16 protein-coding genes and 1 pseudogene are annotated in these 20,250 nt (G+C 43.8%); 2 read left to right on the top strand and 15 right to left on the bottom strand.

All coding sequences use genetic code 11. The features are described from left to right. Positions 1 to 27 precede the first annotated feature (27 nt). Together DABAL43B_RS02050 and DABAL43B_RS02045 are read right to left on the bottom strand one after the other, a co-directional pair. Positions 28 to 1,998, bottom strand: coding sequence for an alkaline phosphatase D family protein (locus tag DABAL43B_RS02050; RefSeq protein ID WP_079690848.1), 1,971 nt, complete (start codon positions 1,996 to 1,998; stop codon positions 28 to 30). Between the two features lie 290 nt (positions 1,999 to 2,288). Further along, the gene (locus DABAL43B_RS02045) at positions 2,289 to 3,092 is read right to left on the bottom strand and encodes a sulfite exporter TauE/SafE family protein (protein ID WP_171996363.1); all 804 of its coding nucleotides are present in this window, start codon (positions 3,090 to 3,092) and stop codon (positions 2,289 to 2,291) included. A gap of 219 nt (positions 3,093 to 3,311) precedes the next feature. On the opposite strand from DABAL43B_RS02045, the gene DABAL43B_RS02040 reads away from it, so the two are divergent. After that, complete coding sequence (locus tag DABAL43B_RS02040) at positions 3,312 to 4,271, top strand: biotin--[acetyl-CoA-carboxylase] ligase (protein ID WP_079690846.1); 960 nt, start codon at positions 3,312 to 3,314, stop codon at positions 4,269 to 4,271. A 37-nt stretch (positions 4,272 to 4,308) separates the two neighbouring features. Then, positions 4,309 to 5,037: a pantothenate kinase gene (locus tag DABAL43B_RS02035; RefSeq protein WP_079690845.1), complete on the top strand. Its 729-nt coding sequence runs from the start codon at positions 4,309 to 4,311 to the stop codon at positions 5,035 to 5,037. A 113-nt stretch (positions 5,038 to 5,150) separates the two neighbouring features. Here the strand turns inward: DABAL43B_RS02035 and DABAL43B_RS02030 are convergent, their stop codons facing one another. From DABAL43B_RS02030 to DABAL43B_RS01975, 13 genes and pseudogenes are all read right to left on the bottom strand, one after another. Then, the gene (locus DABAL43B_RS02030) at positions 5,151 to 5,660 is read right to left on the bottom strand and encodes an energy transducer TonB (RefSeq protein ID WP_171996310.1); all 510 of its coding nucleotides are present in this window, start codon (positions 5,658 to 5,660) and stop codon (positions 5,151 to 5,153) included. A gap of 119 nt (positions 5,661 to 5,779) precedes the next feature. Next, positions 5,780 to 6,967: an isovaleryl-CoA dehydrogenase gene (locus tag DABAL43B_RS02025; protein ID WP_079690843.1), complete on the bottom strand. Its 1,188-nt coding sequence runs from the start codon at positions 6,965 to 6,967 to the stop codon at positions 5,780 to 5,782. Positions 6,968 to 7,191: 224 nt separating this feature from the next. Then, positions 7,192 to 8,112 (bottom strand): hydroxymethylglutaryl-CoA lyase, encoded by a 921-nt coding sequence (locus DABAL43B_RS02020; RefSeq protein ID WP_079690842.1) that lies wholly within the window; start codon positions 8,110 to 8,112, stop codon positions 7,192 to 7,194. An 80-nt stretch (positions 8,113 to 8,192) separates the two neighbouring features. Beyond that, positions 8,193 to 8,399 (bottom strand): biotin/lipoyl-containing protein, encoded by a 207-nt coding sequence (locus DABAL43B_RS14550; RefSeq protein WP_413771837.1) that lies wholly within the window; start codon positions 8,397 to 8,399, stop codon positions 8,193 to 8,195. Between the two features lie 387 nt (positions 8,400 to 8,786). After that, a pseudogene (locus DABAL43B_RS02015) lies at positions 8,787 to 10,346 on the bottom strand (acetyl/propionyl/methylcrotonyl-CoA carboxylase subunit alpha); the annotation flags it as partial. Between the two features lie 172 nt (positions 10,347 to 10,518). Then, entirely contained in the window at positions 10,519 to 11,400 is an 882-nt protein-coding gene (locus DABAL43B_RS02010; protein WP_079693001.1) for an enoyl-CoA hydratase/isomerase family protein, read from the bottom strand. 92 nt (positions 11,401 to 11,492) lie between these two features. After that, the gene (locus DABAL43B_RS02005) at positions 11,493 to 13,103 is read right to left on the bottom strand and encodes a carboxyl transferase domain-containing protein (RefSeq protein WP_079690840.1); all 1,611 of its coding nucleotides are present in this window, start codon (positions 13,101 to 13,103) and stop codon (positions 11,493 to 11,495) included. Between the two features lie 144 nt (positions 13,104 to 13,247). Next, complete coding sequence (locus DABAL43B_RS02000) at positions 13,248 to 15,005, bottom strand: AMP-binding protein (RefSeq protein ID WP_079690839.1); 1,758 nt, start codon at positions 15,003 to 15,005, stop codon at positions 13,248 to 13,250. A gap of 355 nt (positions 15,006 to 15,360) precedes the next feature. Next, positions 15,361 to 16,596, bottom strand: a complete 1,236-nt coding sequence (locus DABAL43B_RS01995) for an FAD-dependent oxidoreductase (protein ID WP_079690838.1) — start codon at positions 16,594 to 16,596, stop codon at positions 15,361 to 15,363. A 173-nt stretch (positions 16,597 to 16,769) separates the two neighbouring features. Then, on the bottom strand, positions 16,770 to 17,489 hold the full coding sequence (locus DABAL43B_RS01990; RefSeq protein ID WP_171996362.1) for an amino acid ABC transporter ATP-binding protein: 720 nt from the start codon (positions 17,487 to 17,489) through the stop codon (positions 16,770 to 16,772). A 181-nt stretch (positions 17,490 to 17,670) separates the two neighbouring features. Further along, positions 17,671 to 18,342 (bottom strand): ABC transporter permease subunit, encoded by a 672-nt coding sequence (locus DABAL43B_RS01985; protein WP_079690836.1) that lies wholly within the window; start codon positions 18,340 to 18,342, stop codon positions 17,671 to 17,673. Beyond that, complete coding sequence (locus DABAL43B_RS01980) at positions 18,339 to 19,085, bottom strand: amino acid ABC transporter permease (protein ID WP_079690835.1); 747 nt, start codon at positions 19,083 to 19,085, stop codon at positions 18,339 to 18,341. Before DABAL43B_RS01980 ends, DABAL43B_RS01985 begins: the two co-directional genes overlap by 4 nt. Before the next feature lie 108 nt (positions 19,086 to 19,193). Continuing rightward, positions 19,194 to 20,135, bottom strand: coding sequence for a glutamate/aspartate ABC transporter substrate-binding protein (locus DABAL43B_RS01975; protein ID WP_413771836.1), 942 nt, complete (start codon positions 20,133 to 20,135; stop codon positions 19,194 to 19,196). Positions 20,136 to 20,250 lie beyond the last annotated feature (115 nt).

The following is a 20,250-nucleotide window of genomic DNA, read 5'->3' as shown; positions in this document are numbered from 1 at the left end:
GCAGTAGTAAAATTAAGTAGTAGCTAGCTAAACACTCAGCTTATTCTCACCAGCCACCACTTTTAACGTTTGTCCTACTGAGCTGCTATAAGTTTGTTTAAGAATATCACTGACAAATATCCATTCTGACTGACAGGACTCAGGGGTAACGGTAATCGCCATATAACCACGCTCATTAGGATTCATATATTTCAAGCCTCCTATTAGTTGAGTCAATACCGCTTTGACCTGTGCTGGTGGATTAGGAATATACTCTTCAAAGCCTGGCGAACTGACAGAGCTAGTCGCAAACTCAACGCCAGCTGCTACGCCGTCATCAGTAGTTAGATTATTTGCCCAAGCATTGTGTGAATCTCCCGCAAGTACTACTAAATTCTTATTATAACTTCTAGCCGCCGTTAACACCCTTTGACGTGCTGAGCCATAACCGTCCCAAGCATCGATATTGTAAGGAACAGCTGGCTGTTGTATAAGAGCTGCTTCCTTAGCCGTCAAACCTTGTGGATTGGTTTGTGCTTTCTGTACTAAAGCTAAATAGGCATTAATATCGAGCCCAAGCCTAGGATCGGCAAGGTTTAAGATCACGGGCGCTGGTATGTCCATGCGTCCCATCAGAATTTGCTGACCGAGTATTTGCCATTTGGCGGTCGATTGCTGCATCTGACTAACCAGCCAGTTGCTTTGGCTAAGTCCTAGCAGCTCCCTGTTAGTGTCATTAGTAGCTGCTCTAAAAGCAGTGGTGTCAATATAGGCACCGACAATACTATCTTGTTTAATATAATCCACATAATTAAGCTGCTTATCACGCCCGATGACACGGGTGTCTAGCATATTCAGGCTCAGTAAGTTACCGAACTCAAAGCTACGATAGATCTTGCTTTGTGCTTCACTAGTGCGTATTGGCATCCATTCATGATAGGCGGTGACTGCGGCTAGCTTACGAGCATCCCAGCCTCCTTCCTTATCAGGTTGATGATTATCAGCGCCATCTTCGTAGGTGTCATTTGCCAGCTCATGATCGTCCCATACCGCAATCATTGGCGCAATAGCATGCAAGTCTTGCAAATCTGTATCGGTCTTATATTGAGCATAACGTGTGCGATAGCTACTGAGAGTAAAGGCTTCCTGTGCTGGCAGGACTTCACGATCGATAATCGCCGCGCTTGCCGAAGCATAGGCTGGTACAGTATTGCCTTGAGCATCAGTAGTAGTGCGGCCATATTCGTAAATATAATCCCCTAGATGGATTAAAACATCTAAATCACTACGCTTAGCAGCATCCGCATAAACATGAAAAAATCCTGCTGGATAATTAGCACAGCTGAAAACAGCCATTTTAACTTGATTTACTTGACCCACGGGTAAGGTCTTTGTTTTGCCAACCCGGCTGACCTTTTTGCCAACTGCAAACTGGTAATAATAAACGGTATTGGGTTCTAAAGCGTCAACATCAATCTTAACCGTATAATCTTTTACAGCGCTCGTAGTTACCTCACCTTGTGTAACCAAATCCGTCATTTGCTGATTACGCGCCATAAACCACTTAACGGTGAATTGTTGAGAGCCTATTTTTTGCGGTGTCACTCGTGTCCACAAGATAACTCGATCAGATAAAGGATCACCACTGGCAACGCCATGATCAAAGCTAGCGGTCTCACCTACCTCCGTATTAAAGCTATCATCGTCAGAGCCACAACCTGTTAAGCCTAAACTAGAGGCCCCTACAGCCGTTATACCTATTGTGCCGAAACCTTTTATAAAGCGGCGTCTATCAAGGCCTGCCGTATTCTGAACACTGTTTTGGACGTTACTTTGAACATTACTATCGGATCGTTGAGATAAGCTGGGATCAACAGAAGGTCTAGAAAGAGGGGTATTAATAGGTTTTTCTAACGTATCAACAAAAACATTATGAATAACTTTTTTGTCTGTGACTGTGTTTGTAGCACTCTCTTCATTGACAGTCACTTTGGCGGTTTTATCATTTGGCTTACTCATGGTCAGTGCTTCCTTGTACTGTATGTAGTTACCTATTATTAATAGGGCTCATGATTTTCTTTAATAGCTATCTTCAATGATGACCTTCCATGATCATCTATCTCATTTATTGATCTTACTGACTTAAGCAAATAGAGATAAGCAAAATATTATCATAAACATCTAGGCATATGTACAGTATTATTCATTATGTAAATTTTCTATCCGTCTAATAACTATTCGCTTTATTTAGTAGCTTTTGTTTTTTTAATTAATGTTTCTAATGCTCAAAATATTTCTCTAGACTAAACCTAAATCACCCCAATCCCACTTAATAACAACTGCCCACCAGCAAACAATAACAACACCCCAAAGGCGCGTTTAAGCATTAAAGCTGGTAATTTATACGCAAGCTTGGCGCCGACTTTTGCCATAGCGAAGCTGGCAACCGAAATAAATATAAAGCCTGTGATATGGACAAAGCCTATCGTGCCTTCAGGTAGGTTGACCACGTCTTGACCAAACCATGCAAAACCTACCGCGCCAGCCAGCGCAATCGGTAGACCGCAAGCCGCTGAAGTACCGACCGATTGCTTCATCGGTAGCCCCGCCCAGTTTAAAAAAGGTACGGTCAAACTACCACCACCAATCCCAAAGATAGACGATGCCATACCAATACCCGCACCCGCACCAAACTGCACGCCCGTAGACGGTAACGGCTTGCCCAATTGCTCTTTATTAGAGAAAAATAGCATTTTTATAGCGACTAATAACGCACCGATACCAATGATGGCTTGTAATGCCTTGCCGTCAATCATATCGGCGATACCGGCACCGACCAAACTACCGATGACCAATCCCAATGCCATTTTGCGCCACACTTCCCAGCGTACGCCGTCGCGCTTATTATGCGCAGTCATTGAGCTGATTGAGGTCACAACGATGGTCGCTAAAGAAGTTCCGATTGCCAAATGGGTCACCACTTCAGGCGGAAAATTATAAGCGGTAAAAATCCATACCAGCGCCGGTACAATAATCATGCCGCCACCGACGCCAAACAAGCCAGCGCTAACACCAGCAAACGCCCCTGCAATAACAAACCACACATATAACATCATAGAACGAACCTTTTATAATAATCTCGTATTGCGCTTATTTTATCTCGTACTTATTCGTAGATCAGCGTTCTCAATTGCATTTGCCAAATCGCAACCTGAGCTTTATGCTGTCTACTTGATACTGTTTATTAGCGACAGTTTTATTGGCAACAATCGCTCAGTATATCAAAGATTACCCATGTTACATTTGCTACATTAACCACATCGACTAAACTTATGACGTCACTTGCCAGCTTGTCTCGCCAGCTACCCGAGCTTAACCATCGCCATCTAACAACTAGCGCCTCGACCAATAGTGAGCTTATCGCAGCAGTGCAAAACGGTGTGCTAAATGCAGCAGTCATGCACCTGTTAACGGCTGAGAGCCAAAGCGCAGGACGCGGGCAACGAGGACGCTCATGGCAATCGCCGCGCGGCAATGTCTATCTGTCGTTATATCATCCGGTACATATGCCGATTAGTGGTTTATTATCGTTAATCATCGGCGTCGAGCTGGCAAAAATGCCCATTATCCAAACGCTAAATACGCAATTGCGGGCGCAAGGTTTGACACCAATCGGTGTCAAGTGGGCAAATGACTTAGGTTTTTATCAACATCGAAATCACAATCGACATCAATATCAATCTGCCGTGGATAAATCTTTATTGGATAACCAAACACTGCCCTTTAATAAACTCGCTGGTATTCTGATAGAGCCAGTATCACAAGCGGGCAAATTGGTCGGCGTGGTGATGGGCGTTGGTCTCAATGTCCAAGCCACACCAAAGCTAACCGCGCAAACGTGCGAAGGCATGAGTTATCAAGCGATTAGCTTACAGGATATTGAACAGATGCTGGAGCCAAAACAACGAGCTAGCAGTCTGCCAAGCTTACAAGTGATTTATCAGAAAATGAGCAAGGCATTAATGGCGGCTATGACGCGCTTTGAGCATTTAGGGTTAGAGAAGCCCACTGGTCAAACGTATAATTTGGACAGCTTCTTAAAGCAGTTTGACTCGATGGATGCGCTGACAGGTCTGCGCTTGCACGTCACCCAAGACCATAATAGTGAAGAGCAAATAATGACCGGTCATGCTTGCGGTATCGATACACATGGATGTTTGCAATTAAGGCAAGATAACGGTAATATTTCTGCGCTTTTTACCGGACGCATTGACGTTATTGATAAGGCTTAAAGCACTTACTTAACGAGCACTCTATAAAGGGACTTTTATGCTCTGGCTTGATCTTGGAAATACCCGCCTTAAATACTGGCTTACCGATGATATCGGACAAATAGTCTCACATGATGCCAAGCAGCATTTGCAAGCGCCTGCTGAATTACTTATGGGTCTAACCGATCGCTTTGAGCGTTATGCGCCTAGTTTTATCGGTATCTCATCGGTGCTGGGCGATGACCTTAACATGAAGGTCTCAGAGACTTTAGGTCAGCTTAATATTCCGTTTGAATTTGTTCATGTCGATGCTGAGCACGCTTTGATGAAAAGCGCTTATAATGATGAACAGTTAGGCTGTGATCGCTGGCTACAAATGCTGGGTGCCGTTGATAAGACAAAACGTCAATGCGTGATTGGCTGCGGTACAGCAGTGACGATTGATTTGATCGATCATGCGGAGCATTTGGGCGGCTATATTTTCCCTAGTATTTATCTACAACGCGAATCATTATTTTCTGGTACCAAGCAAATTACTATCTCTAATGGCACCTTTGATAGTGTCGGTCAGGGCATTACCACAAAAGATGCGGTACATCGCGGGATTATGCTGTCTATCGTCGGTGCAATTAACGAGATTAGCACGCGCCATCCCAACTTCGAGATCATAATGACCGGTGGCGACGCAGCCATTATCGCCCAACACGTCAACCGTCCAGTACGACTGCGTGATGACTTATTGTTAAATGGTCTTGCACGCTATTTTGACCATAGCAAACAATTTTAAGGATTTGACCGCCTTTATAAAATAAACATTAAAAAAGCAGGACGTTTTAAGCGTACTGCTTTTTTAGTTTGAGCAAACTATATAGAGAAAGCTTTTATTACCAATTAGTGTGCTCAATATTCAAATGCAATGGGTAAACTCACCCTTCCTCTTACTGCTTTTCCTTTCAACAGAAATGGCATCAAACGCCCTGTCTGGACCTGTCGAGCAGCGCTTCTATCGAAACACTTATTACCGCTACTTTTTTTGACATATGTTTTGGTTATTTTACCTTGCTTATCAACCTGAAGTCCCAATGTTACTTCGAATTTCTGTTCCCTACTAATCTTAACAGGTTCACCAGTTTCTTCATCTAAGCATCTGAGTGAGCGTCTATTAAAAGAAAATTTTGGCGGCTGTAACCAATTTGCGTCTCGACTAGAAAACTGAATCACTGACTCAGAGTTAGATAAATCAACTAACTCTGCCTGTGCTGGCGTTATACTTACTGTCAACGTAAGCAGTATAAGTATGCTAGCTAACAAACTATAGGTACAAATAGTTTTTATATTGGTTGTAGAATTATAGTCTATATTATTAGGAACCGTATTACAGGCTGGATTGCTAAGTAGTTTACTGATCATATAAAAGTCTTTTATCCAAATCATTAAAATGTGCAACGCTATTGGATACATAACGTAGCACATTTTTATATTTTAGAGCTGATATTTTAGATAAAAGTTTGCTATTAGCTGAAAAGCATTTACTTAGTCTCGTTAAACAATTCACGACCGATTAGCATACGGCGAATCTCGCTGGTGCCCGCGCCAATCTCATACAGCTTAGCATCACGCCAATAACGACCAAGCGGATACTCGTTGGTATAGCCATTACCACCAAATATTTGAATGCCCTCGCCTGCCATCCAAGTGGCTTTTTCAGCACACCATAAAATAACGCTGGCGCAGTCTTTACGCACTTCTCGACTATGACCTGCGCCGCGTTGATCCAACATATCAAGGTTTTTTCCGACCGTATATAAAAAGCTACGACCTGCTTGCAAAATGGTATACATATCAGCGACTTTACCTTGAATCAGCTGAAACTCACCAATCGCTTGTCCAAACTGCTTACGATCATGGATATAAGGGACGACATTGTCCATCACCGCTTGCATGATACCAATAGGACCGGCTGCCAAAACCGCGCGCTCATAATCTAAGCCACTCATTAATACTTTCACGCCTGTATTTAATTCCCCTAAGATATTTCCTTTAGGGACTTCGACATTATTAAAGGTCATCTCGCCAGTATGGCTGCCACGCATGCCTAATTTGTCGAGCTTTTGCGCCGTACCAAAGCCTGCCATCCCTTTTTCAACGATAAAGGCAGTCATACCTTTAGCGCCAAGCTCAGGATTGGTCTTAGCATAAACCACCATCACGTCCGCATCAGGACCATTGGTAATCCACATTTTACTGCCGTTTAAAATATAGCTGCCGTCTTTTTCTTCGGCTTTCAGCTTCATACTAGTAACGTCAGAACCGGCTCCGGTTTCACTCATGGCCAGTGCGCCAATAAATTCGCCACTGAGTAGCTTAGGCAGGTATTTTTGTTTTTGTGCTTCACTGCCATTACGCTTAATCTGATTGATACATAAATTTGAATGGGCGCCATAGCTGAGCGCAACCGAAGCCGACGCGCGGCTAATCTCTTCCATCACGACCATATGCGCAACGTAGCCCATATCGACACCGCCGTAAGCTTCTGGAACGGTGATGCCATGCAGACCTAAATCACCCATTTTTTGCCATAAGTCCATGGGGAACTGATCGCTGCTATCAATCTCAGCGGCACGCGGGGCAATTTCATTCGCAGCAAATTTTTGCACCATATCACGTAGCGCATCGATATCTTCGCCAAGCTGAAAATCTAATCCGGGTAAACTCATAACTATTCCTTGTATTTTGAGGTTTAATTTCTTAATAGCGTTGGGTCAATTTAAAAAGAGACAATATAGCTAAAATAATATGGCTGGGACAAATTTCTTGAAGCATCTGGAGTGACGAAGTCGCACAGCAAGTGAGAAAATTTGTCCCAGCTATAAATCCATATAACTATTCATTTAGCTTAGATTACTTATATTATGGTTAACTGTATTTATCATGCTATTTCTTAAGACTGACGTTTATTAATCAATGCTCGTGAGACGTTTGAGCCATTAGGACGACCCAAAAACTCACTGATACGCTCACCAGCAACAACCAACTTATCCAAATCAATACCGGTACTGATGCCCATGCCGTGTAGCATATAAACCACATCTTCAGTCGCTACATTACCCGTTGCACCCTTGGCATAGGGACAGCCACCAAGTCCGGCAACGGAAGTATCAAACTCACGTACGCCCATTTGCAAGGCGGCTAAAGTGTTGCTTAGTGCCTGACCATAAGTATCATGAAAGTGACCCGATATTGCCGCTATATCGACATGCTCAAGTGCTGCTTGTAAGGCACGCTGTACTTTAATCGGCGTACCAACACCAATCGTATCAGCAATACCAATTTGTTCGGCGCCAATTTCAACCAGACGCTTGGTCACGTACGCTACTTGGCTGGGATCAATCTCGCCTTCATAAGGACAGCCGACGGTACAGGAAATGACACCGCGTACTTTGATACCATTCTCTTTTGCCGCAGCAGCAACGGGCGCAAAACGCTCGATACTCTCATCAACACTACAATTAATATTTTTTTGGCTAAAGGTTTCACTTGCTGAACCAAAAATCACGATTTCATCAGGACGATGCAAAATCGCATTTTCAAAGCCGCGCATATTAGGTACTAACACGGAATAACAAACATCATCATGCCGTGTGGGTTTAAGCGCATCCAACAGCGCGCTATTATCATTCATTTGCGGTACCCATTTTGGCGAGACAAAACTAGTCACTTCGAGCTTTTTAATTCCAGCGGCAATCAAGTCTTCAATCAGTGTTTGCTTGATGGCAGTCGGTACGGTTTTGGACTCATTTTGCAAGCCATCACGTGGGCTGACGTCAACGATCGATACGTGATCTGGATACGAGTGATTCATGAGTGCCATCCTTTTATTAATGTATTTATTAAGCCGAAATCTATCGTTTTGAAATTATAATGAAGCTTATACTTGAGGGTTTATGCCTCAACCACACTCTCAAGCCGCAACAACTCATCACCATCGGCCACCAAATCGCCAGCTTTAAATAGTAGCTCGGCGACGATGCCATCGGTTGGCGCGGTAATAGTATGCTCAATTTTCATCGCTTCAATCACCGCTAATGGTTCGCCTTGCTTGACCATATCGCCTACCGCTACTTTAAAGGCAATAACTTGCCCGGGCATTGGTGATTTTAAGCTACCAACGGCAGCATTATCTTCGCCGACATGCGCCATAATATCGATCAGTTTAATCTGATCGCGCCCAGCATCTGTAAAGATATGAACCGTTTCATTATGAAGCCAGCTTTGTACCTGTACGCGGATTTTATCTAACCATAATGTATGGTTATGGGCGTCATCGCTGATATAGCTGACCTGACCATTATGCAAAATATTGCATAGTGGTTTGGTCTGCTTAGTCGTTTGATTAGGGCTGGTTTGATGAGCAGTATTTTGGACATCATTGTTGGTCGTATGCTGCTCAATAACGATATTAAACTGGCTGATTTTATCATTGATTTTATTACTAGCATTAGCAGCATTGTTCCAATCACTAATCAGCGCCAGATAAGACTGCTCGTTATACACCAAGCTAAACTGCCGCGTATAATTGGTATAAGCACGGAATCCTGAAGGCTGATTAAAAGGGTCATTACTATTAGCAGTTTGATTAACAAGCGACTCAGTCGTCAGCTGTTGTACTACTGCCGTTGCAACAAGCGTCGATAGCTCAAGAGGCTGCTGATCAAAGAGATTTGCTTGCTCACGCTCAATCAAGGCGGTATCTAAATTAGCCTGACTAAATGAATCGGTATTAATAATATAGCGTAAGAACGCTACGTTATTCGGTAGCCCAACGATGCGCGTTTGCGCTAGTGCCCGATCAAGCTTGGCCAACGCTTGCTCACGGGTTGGCGCATGGACAATCAATTTGGCAATCATCGAATCATAAAAAGGGCTAATAATATCGCCTTCGCGAACACCATCATCGATGCGCACATCGTTGCCACAGTTTGTAATAGAAAAAGTACTGTGTTCAGGTTTTTGATAGGCAAATAACGTCCCTGTCGCTGGCAGAAAATCATTGTCAGGGTTTTCAGCGCAGATACGCGCTTCAATAGCATGACCATTGATAACCAGCTGATCTTGGGTTTTTGGTAGTGGCTTGCCAGCAGCAACCAAGAGCTGCCATTCAACCAAATCCAAACCAGTAATCGCTTCAGTGACCGGATGTTCAACTTGCAAGCGCGTATTCATCTCCATGAAGTAAAAATGCATGGATGTCTCACGCTGCTCAACGATAAACTCGACCGTCCCTGCGCCGACATAATTCACCGCGCGCGCCGCTTCAATAGCTGCGGCACCCATCTCCTCGCGCATGCTGACATCAACGCCGGGTGCTGGTGCCTCCTCTAACACTTTTTGATGGCGGCGCTGAACCGAACAATCACGCTCAAATAAATGCACGTAATTGCCGTGGCTATCGCCAAATACTTGGATTTCGATATGACGCGGTTTTAAGGCATATTTTTCAATCAATACTTGGTCATTACCAAAACTGGTAATCGCTTCACGGCGGCAAGATTCTAGTAAGCCGATAAAATCCGCGCTTTGCTCGACGATACGCATACCTTTGCCGCCACCGCCAGCACTGGCTTTAATCAATACCGGATAGCCGATTGCATCAGCTTGCGCCTGTAAGTATGCACCGTCTTGATTGTCGCCATGATAACCAGGAATGAGTGGTACGCCAGCCGTTTCCATTAAGCGCTTAGACTCAGATTTACCACCCATAGCACGAATAGCAGCTGCCGATGGACCAATAAATACGATGCCTGCATCCTGACATGCTTGGGCAAAATCAGCATTTTCACTTAGAAAACCGTAACCCGGATGAATCGCCTGCGCGCCAACTTCAAGAGCAACCGCAATAATAGCATCGCCTTTTAAATAGCTATCTTTTGGGGCAGAGCCGCCCAAATAAACCGCTTCGTCACAGACAGCGACGTGTTTAGCATGGCGGTCTGCATCAGAGTAAACCGCAACCGTACTGACACCCATACGCTTCGCCGTTGCTGCTACTCGGCAGGCAATTTCACCGCGATTGGCGATCAAAATTTTAGAAAACATAACTATCCTTATTATTTTGCCCTATATTTTTATCGTAGCATCAGCCTTTATTGATAGACTTCCCTGACTTGTCGATGCTGATTATTTAATACTAATTTGGTTAATATCTATCTGCTTAGTGCCTATCTGCTTAGCAAGCATGTGGATTTCATTATTCATAATTTACTGTTGATTATTTATCTTCAGCTTGCCAACTAGGCTTACGTTTTTGTAAAAAGGCTTGTACACCCTCTTTACCTTGTTCGGAGGCGCGAATATCGGCGATTCCTTTGACCGTACGCTTAATAAGCTTTTCAGTAATAGGTTGTTCGGCTACTTCATGAAGTAAGGTTTTGCAGGTTTTTACCGCGTCTGGACTGTTTTTGACAACATTTTCACAGAACGTTGCTACCACATCATCAAGCCATTCTTCGCTAACGCGCTCATGGATAAAGCCAAGTTGGCGTGCTTTTTTAGCATCAAAGACTTCCGCACTCAAAAAGTAACGCTGCGCTGCTCGTGCACCCATCGCACGAATGACATACGGGCTAATGGTCGCAGGCGCCAAGCCTAGTCGCACTTCACTTAAACAGAAATTAGCAATTTTAACGGCAAATGCAACATCGCATGCTGCTACCAAGCCCATACCGCCAGCATAAACATCACCCTGAATAGCGGCAATCGTTGGCTTTGGACATTGGTAAATAGTTTTAAGCATTTGCGCTAATTTATCGGCATCGGCTAAGTTTTCTTCATAGCTATAATCTGCCATGGCGCGCATCCAGTTAAGATCGGCACCTGCGCAAAAGGCTTTTCCAGCAGCCGCTAAGACTATAACGCGTACTTGATCATCATCGCCAAGCGCCTTGAAAGCATCGGTCAACTCAGCAATCATCTCATCATTAAAAGCATTACGTATTTCAGGACGATTTAAAGTAACCGTCGCCACATGCTGCTTAACGTTAACCAATAGGCTTTTATAATTATTTCCAGATTCAACACTTTTTATCGGAGCGGCTGCTTTAGCCTTATCAATAGCTGATGATTGCGTTTTATTTTTGATATCGTTTACCATGAATGTCTCTTTAACTTTAAATCGTGATGAAGGTTTTGGCATATTATTATGCATCTAACAGTGGTCTAACCAGACACTGTATACCTTACATATTACATTCTAAAGACACCGAAAGTCGTCTCTTCAATCGGGGCGTTATGAGCCGCACTAAGCGCTAATGCCAATACATTACGCGTATCAGCAGGGTCAATTACCCCGTCATCCCATAATCGGGCAGTGGCATAATAAGGATGACCTTGCTCTTCGTACATCTCACGTATTGGCGCTTTGAAAGCTGCTTCATCTTCGTCGCTCCACGCTTCGCCTTTACGATCAAAGTTATCACGCTTGACGGTCGCGAGTACGGAAGCTGCTTGCTCACCGCCCATGACAGAAATACGCGCATTTGGCCACATCCATAAGAAACGAGGACTATAAGCACGGCCACACATGCCGTAGTTACCCGCACCGAATGAACCACCGACGATGACGGTGAATTTTGGTACTTTGGCATTGGCAACCGCCATAACCATCTTGGCACCATGACGAGCGATACCTTCGTTTTCATATTTACGACCGACCATAAAGCCGGTGATGTTTTGCAGGAATATTAATGGGATTTTGCGCTTACAGCACAGTTCAATAAAGTGCGTGCCCTTTTGCGCCGACTCACTGAACAGAATGCCGTTATTGGCGATAATACCAACCGGCATACCTTCGATATGCGCGAACCCACAAACCAGCGTCGTGCCAAAACGTGCTTTAAACTCATCAAAAGCGCTGTCATCAACGATACGGGCGATGATTTCTTTAATATCAAATGGCTTACGCGTATCAGTAGGGATAACGCCATATAGCTCTTTAGCATCATAGCGCGGTGGACGTGGAGTAATTTGATTGGCGATTTGTTTGGCTGGACGATTAAGATGACTGACGATATTACGCGTTAACGATAACGCATGGGTATCGTTTTGCGCTAAATGATCGACGACACCTGACAGACGCGTATGCACATCAGCACCGCCTAAATCTTCGGCTGTCACTTCTTCACCAGTGGCGGCTTTTACCAGTGGCGGACCACCCAAAAAGATAGTCCCTTGGTCTTTGACAATAATAGATTCGTCACTCATCGCTGGTACATAAGCGCCGCCTGCGGTACAGCTGCCCATTACCACTGCAATTTGTGGAATACCTGCTGCACTCAAATTGGCTTGATTAAAGAAGATACGACCGAAATGCTCTTTATCGGGGAACACCTCATCTTGATTGGGTAAGTTTGCGCCACCCGAATCCACTAAATAGACACACGGCAAATGGTTTTCTTGGGCTATTTCTTGGGCACGCAGATGCTTCTTGACGGTCATCGGAAAATACGTACCGCCTTTTACGGTGGCATCATTACAGATAATCATACATTCAGTACCGTTGATACGACCGATACCTGCAATCACGCCAGCAGCAGGAATATCTTCGCCATACATATCGTAGGCCGCCATCGGAGCCACTTCTAAAAATGGCGTACCAACATCAAGCAAACGCTCAACACGCTCACGTGGTAGCAACTTGCCACGAGCTAAATGCTTGGCGCGCGCGCGCTCCGATCCACCTTGGGCAATTTTACGCAAATGCTCATATAAATCATCAACCACCACTTGCATGGCGGCGCTGTTTTGCTGAAATTCAGCAGCGTTTGGACTCAATTTACTGGTTATGATGGCGCTCATGGTATCCCTTTTTATACTTGTCTTTTAATTATGATCTAGTGACGTTGCTTTTTTACAGACGTTACCTTGTTACAGTGGCTTATTCTTATTGACTGCTAACCGTTATTAGCCGCTCACAGTTATTAGCAGCCAATAGCAACCGTACTAGGTCAAGCCCAACTCTGCTTTCATCTGTTCAACGATTTTGAATTTTTGAATTTTACCGGTAATGGTCATTGGATATTCGGTCACGAAGCGATAATAGGTCGGAACTTTATAATGGGCGATATGCTCACTACAGAACTGACGCACTTCTTCTTCGGTCAAGGTGTCAGGATGTTTGGGGATAATCCATGCGGCCAGTACTTCACCATAACGCTCATCAGGTATACCAACAATTTGCACGTCACGAATCTTGGGATGACGGTATAAATAGTTTTCAATTTCTACTGGATAGATATTTTCGCCGCCACGGATGACCATATCTTTACTACGACCAACGATTTTGACATAACCATCTTCATCCATGGTCGCCAAATCGCCAGTATGCATCCAGCCATCTTGAATCGCTTCACGCGATTTAAAGCGACTGCCCCAATAGCCTTTCATTACCGAATAGCCACGGGTTAATAGCTCACCCGTCTCACCAATTGCCACGATTTTGCCGGTTTCGCTATCGATAACTTTTACTTCAAGCGCTGGTTGTACCAGTCCGACTGTCGAGACCTGCTTATCAAGCGGCGTATGTTCATTGGTCTGGCAAGAAACCGGACTGGTTTCAGTCATCCCATAAGCAATCGTAACTTCGCTCATATGCATCTTATCAATGACGCGGCGCATCACTTCAATCGGACAGCTAGAGCCAGCCATAATGCCAGTACGTAAAGTGGATAAATCAAAATTATCAAAATCCGGATGGTCGAGCATCGCGATAAACATCGTCGGTACACCATGCAACGCCGTACATTTCTCTTCTTCAACTGTTTGTAATACGGTAAGCGGATCAAAGCCGTCATTCGGGTAAAGAATACAACCGCCATGGGTTAATACCGCTAAGTTACCAAGCACCATACCAAAACAATGATACAAGGGTACCGGAATACATAATCTATCTTTTTCGGTTAGGTTCATTGCCTCACCGATAAAATAGCCGTTATTAAGAATATTACGATGGCTCAAGGTCGCCCCTTTCGGCGTACCCGTGGTACCACTAGTGAACTGCACATTAATAGAATCGGTATTTTTAAGCTGCGCTTGCCGCTCTGCTACTCGTGGATCGTTGGCATCGCCCTCTGCCATCCAAGCAGAGAACTTTTGCATAAAATTAAAGTTCTCATCGCTATTAGGTTCATCAATCCAAATGATACGCTCAATCGTAGGAATTTCGACTAGATCCAACTGTTGATGGTTTTTATGATAAATCTCAGGGCATAATTCACGGATAAGCTGCGCGTAATCGCTACTTTTAAAATGGCGCATCAATACTAGTGCTGAGCAGCCTAATTTATTTAGGGCATACTGAAGCTCAAAGGTACGATAGGCAGGATTGATATTAACCAAAATTACGCCAACTTTGGCAGTTGCCAACTGTATAAGTAGCCATTCAGCATTATTGTGCGACCAGATGCCGAGACGATCACCAATCTCAAGCCCCATCTCAATCATGCTACTCGCCAATTGATTGACCTGCTGTTGTAGCTCACGGTAAGTCCAACGAATATTTTGATGACGGGAGACCAACGCTTCTCGCTCAGGATATTTGGCAACAATGGCATCAAAAAAGTCACCGATGGTTGCTTCAATCAGTGGTACATCAGGACCTTTATCATAGCTTTGAGTAAGGGGCGCATTAGCAGAGCGCGCGCCTATATTGATACTGGGAATATTATTTAGAATGCTATCGAAGTCAATAGTTTGAGTCATAACGAGTCCTTTCGTTTTACTTTTTACGGTGCTTATTAATCGTGCTTGTTAATCGCCTGTAAACAAGTCTTTCTTCCTTGAATAGGTCTTACATCGTGTCAACTACTATAACGCTATCAATGAAAGCCTGTCAATCATAGCAATACAATACGTATCATTTAATTAGCATTAAATACTAAAGCCTTTATTAAAGATAGCATAAAAATATGGTAGATATTTGAGACAAAAAAGCCAGTCACGCTATTGATACGTGGCTGGCTTTTTAGTTAGGACTAAATTTCAGAATATTCTTAACTTAAAAATATATGGCAAATTAAAAAGCCAAGACAGTTGACTAAAAGCATTTTTACAATTATTAAGCTGATACTATTGGTGGCGCTTTAATGGTCACTGTTGCAACAATCGCAGAATTATCATCTAACAAATCCATCATAAGCTCATCATCACTTTCAGTGGTTACTTGCCAATTGCCATTCGCTTGCGGTACACCTGTTATCATCACCGAAATCGCTTTATTTTTTAGGCGAATCATCGGTGGTTTATGGTTATAGCCGCGATGCTCTAACCCTAAGATATCATCAGCAATGGTGGCGGCTTGTGCACGCAGTGGTGCTACATAGCGGCAGGCAACGCCATTGATAGACATACAATCACCAATCGCATAAATGTTATCAGTAGTGGTACGCAGCGTCGGTGCGTCAACCTCAATACCAGTGCGGCGATTAAACTCAACCCCTGCCGCTGTTGGCAATTTATCATCAACTGTCAGACCCGTACTGGCAATCACATGATCAACGATTAATGTCTCAGACTCTGCATTTTCTGTGCTAGAAACAACTGGCTTATAGCTAACCTGCAACTCACCTTCACTATTACGAATCACTTCAGATACCTGACAACCACCCAAAAAGTTAATACCTTGTGATTTCACTGCTTGGGCAATACGTGCAGTCGCTTTTGGCGGTAGCATTTGCGATAGCGGCGCATCATTTAAATCAATCAGCGTCACATGATGACCAGCTTTTAACAAATCTTCAGCAATTTCAGTGCCTACCATACCGGCACCAATAATGGCGACGCGCTGACAGCCAACTGCCAGCTGCTCTTGTAGCTGCCCAAAGCGCTCAATATGGTTAACATGCCAGACGAGCTCTTCTGGTAAGCTTTTTGGAAAGATAGGATGGGCACCCATTGCCAAGACCAGCTTGTCATAGCTGATAGTTGCATAATTGGTGTAAACAGGATCTGAGCGCAGCGCAGAGATAAGCTGTAATTGTTGCGTGGCAGGGTCAATATCGCTGACATTGGTATTCGCCAATAAAGTTATCCCTGCTGCTGTTGCGGCATCAACGCCAGTCGCTCGCACTAAATCCGATGCACGCTTATTTTGGCTAATCGCCATGGTTAGCATCGGCTTATGATAACGATCGCCATTATCGGCAGTAATCAAGGTAATTGGGATGTCTTTATCTTTTGCGCGAATGGCATCAATGACATGCCAGCCTGCTAAGCCTGCGCCAATGATAACAATACCTTCAGACGATGTATTAGACGATGAGGTCGATGACATGGACAGATTTTCTACACTCATATTAGCTCCAATAAAGTTGACGAATTATTTTAATTATCAGAATATTGACCGATATTATATCAGTAAACAGATATTCACTCACATTAACATTCATATTAAATATATAAATTAATTACAACAAAAAAAGCGTCTATCTATAGACGCTTCTCATGATAAAAAATCTAACTTATACGCTAATGATTCAGAATCTTGGATAAGAACATTTGCGCGCGGTCGCTTTTTGCACTTTCAAAAAATTCATCCTTACTACAGTTTTCGACGATATGACCTTCATCCATAAAGATAATACGATTGGCAACCTGATTGGCAAAGCCCATCTCATGGGTCACGCACATCATGGTCATGCCATCACGGGTGAGCTCAACCATGACATCAAGCACTTCTTGAATCATCTCAGGATCGAGTGCTGAGGTTGGCTCATCAAAGAGCATCGCCACAGGATCCATCGCTAAGGCACGGGCAATCGCTACGCGCTGCTGCTGACCACCGGATAGCTCAGCTGGATATTTCGCCGCCTGAACCGTTAGCCCAACTCGATCTAAATAGGCCATTGCTTTTTTCTTAGCTTCGTCTTCTTTACGACCTAATACTTTGATTTGGGCAACGGTCAAATTGTCAATAATCGTCAGATGCGGGAACAGCTCAAAGTGCTGAAACACCATCCCAACTTGACTACGTAGCTTAGGCAAATTAGTTTTCGGCGCACCCACTGAGATACCGCTAACCATTATCTCGCCCTTTTGAAAAGGCTCTAACCCATTGACCGTTTTTATCAAGGTCGATTTACCACTGCCCGATGGACCACAGACCACCACGACATCGCCTTTATGCACATGCGCGGTACAGCCAGTCATCACCTGAAAGTCGCCATACCATTTACTGACATCGGTCATTTTGATGACAATCTCATCGCTTGCATGACCATTGTCGGTGACCAGTCCGCCAAATTCATTTATATACGTGTCAGCGTTATTTATCACCGGCTCATTCATCACTGGCTCCTAACCACATTATTTTCGTAATTATTAAATAAAGCTATTCTTACGCAGGTTTCAATACAGAGGTAGCAAAACCTTAAAACCTTAGACGTTTTTGCAATTGTTGCACACCAATAGAGGCACTCAAACTGATGATAAAATAGACCGCCCCTGCCCCAAGTATATATGGTGTCAGTAAGCCCATCAGCTCACCGCGTACATAAGCGGCACGGAAAAAATCCGTCAAGCCAATGGCAAAAACCAATGTCGTATCTTGGAATAAAATAATACATTGCTGCAAAATCAGCGGCAACATCTTTCGAAAAGCCTGCGGTAAAATAATTAAACGCATCGTTTGCCCATAAGTCATGCCCAGTGCTTTAGCGGCATTAACCTGACCACTGCCGATGGATTGAATACCGGCGCGTACCACCTCTGAAAAATAAGCTGCCTCAAACATCATAAAGGCGACCACACAAGAGGTAAAGGCTGTATCTAGTTGTAGATATTTACCCGCTATCCAAAAGTAAATCATTGGTACGGCAAAATAAAACCACAGTAGCACGAGTAATAATGGCACAGAACGAAAGTAGTTGACGTATAGCTTAGCGGGTATCTCAAGCGCTTTGATACCAGATAGCCGCATCAAGGCCAATACCGTTCCTAAGCTGATACCACCTAAGATAGCTAAAAACAATACCTTTAAAGTGGTGAGCATACCGCCCATCAAGCCTGGATATGCGGTTGCAAGTTCAGTCATCATATTCATTTTTGACTCCCTGCAATCAGCCCAGGTACGCGCAATTTACGTTCAATCAAACCCATAATGGCAATCAAAGACAGATTAAACACCAAGTAGATAATAGTCGCATAAGTATAAATCTCGAGACTGTTTTGGGTATATTCACTGATGGTTTTGGTTTGGCTAATCAGCTCCATTACCCCCACTAAAGACGCTACCGACGCATTTTTAAAGCAGTTGGTCAGCTCCGAGCTCATTGGCGGTAAGATAATCCGAAATGCTTGCGGCAGCAGCACCTCTTTATAGGCTTGCGGGATGCTAAAACCGAGCGCGTAGGCGGCATTGATTTGTCCTTTTGGTAGCGACTCGATACCGGTACGTACTTGTTCGACAATACGGGCAGCGGTAAATAAACCAAGACCGATACTAGCTGATAGCATGGCGGAAGTATTTGGAGACAAGTCTTTATACCACCACTCTTGTATGGATGGCGTCAGCCAACCGGGGGCGATATAGAACCAGAAAAACAATTGTACTAATAAAGGAATATTACGGAAAAAAGTCACATAAGCGGTGCCAATAGCACGCGCGCCTTTATTCGGTAAGGTGCGCATAATACCAAAGATGGTACCAACCACCATGGCGATTGCCCAAGCAATACTGCCAATCAATAACAACCAGCCGAGACCCGTAATCATCCAATGGATATACAGCTCATTACCGATACCGGTCTGCTCAAAGAGCACACCCCAGTTCCAGCTATAATTCATAATTGTCTCTCCGAGCAACGGTTAAAAAGCTCACGCCTCAGACTGCCATCAAGAAATTTGACAAACAATCTGAACGCGTAAGCATGCTATGTTGAGGGACAAGGATGGTTATTGCGCAGTCGCTACTTTTGGCTGATCGCTATCATGTGGATTGGCAATCAAGGCTTTTAAGTTATCTGACATCTCAAACTTTAGATTGACGTTTTTCGGTGGGATAGGATTCATAAACCATTTGTCATAAATAGTATTAATTTCGCCTGATTTAAAGACATTGGCTAATGCTTCATCGACCACCGCTTTAAATTCAGGGTCGTCTTTACGCATCATACAACCATAAATCTCAAATGACTGTGGCGTACCAACGATAACCCAATCATCAGGGTTTTTAGCTTTGGCTTTTTCACCCGCGAGTAGTACGTCATCCATCATAAACGCATCAGCACGACCGTTCTCTAACATCAAGAAGCCTTCGCCATGGTCTTTTGCTGAGATAATGTTGGTATTCATCTTTTTATCATCATTATACTGACGGATATAACGCTCTGAGGTAGTACCAGCAGTCGTCACTAAAGTCTTACCTTTCAGGTCTTCGAAGTCTTTAATACCAGAGTCTTTTTTGGTTAATAGACGCGTACCAATTTCAAAGAAGCCGTTAGAGAATGCCACTTGTTTTTGGCGCTCTTCATTGTTGGTCGTTGAACCACACTCAAAATCTACCGTGCCGTTTTGTACTAATGGAATACGGGTTTGTGAGGTGATTAGGTTATAGCGAATTTTTAGATCCGGCATATTCAATTTTTCTTTCACTGCTTCAACCACTTTCATCTCTAAATCATGGGCATAACCGATAGGCTGATTAGGGTCGTCAGCGATATAAGAAAACGGAATAGAGGAGTCACGGTGACCGACCACGATAGTGCCTGAATCTTTGATCTTTTTTAAGGTACCATTGGCATTTGCTGCCGCTTCTGTGGTCGCTTCGCCATCTGCTGGTGTAGCCTCAGAGGTAGTTTGATTACTGTTGTTACAGCCTGCCAATCCTAGCGCCATAAAGGCAACCAATGTTAAGGGTTTGGAAATAGAGGTAGAAAGAGAGTAAGTCATGAGATACATCCTTTTATCACATTATCACAAAATTTGAAGGGAACTTAGGCGTTATAGATTT

Origin of the sequence: Psychrobacter sp. DAB_AL43B, assembly GCF_900168255.1 — a bacterium.
In the GTDB taxonomy this organism is placed as follows: domain Bacteria; phylum Pseudomonadota; class Gammaproteobacteria; order Pseudomonadales; family Moraxellaceae; genus Psychrobacter.
Note: the sequence above shows the minus strand (reverse complement) of the source record. Positions and strands in the feature narration are given on the sequence as shown.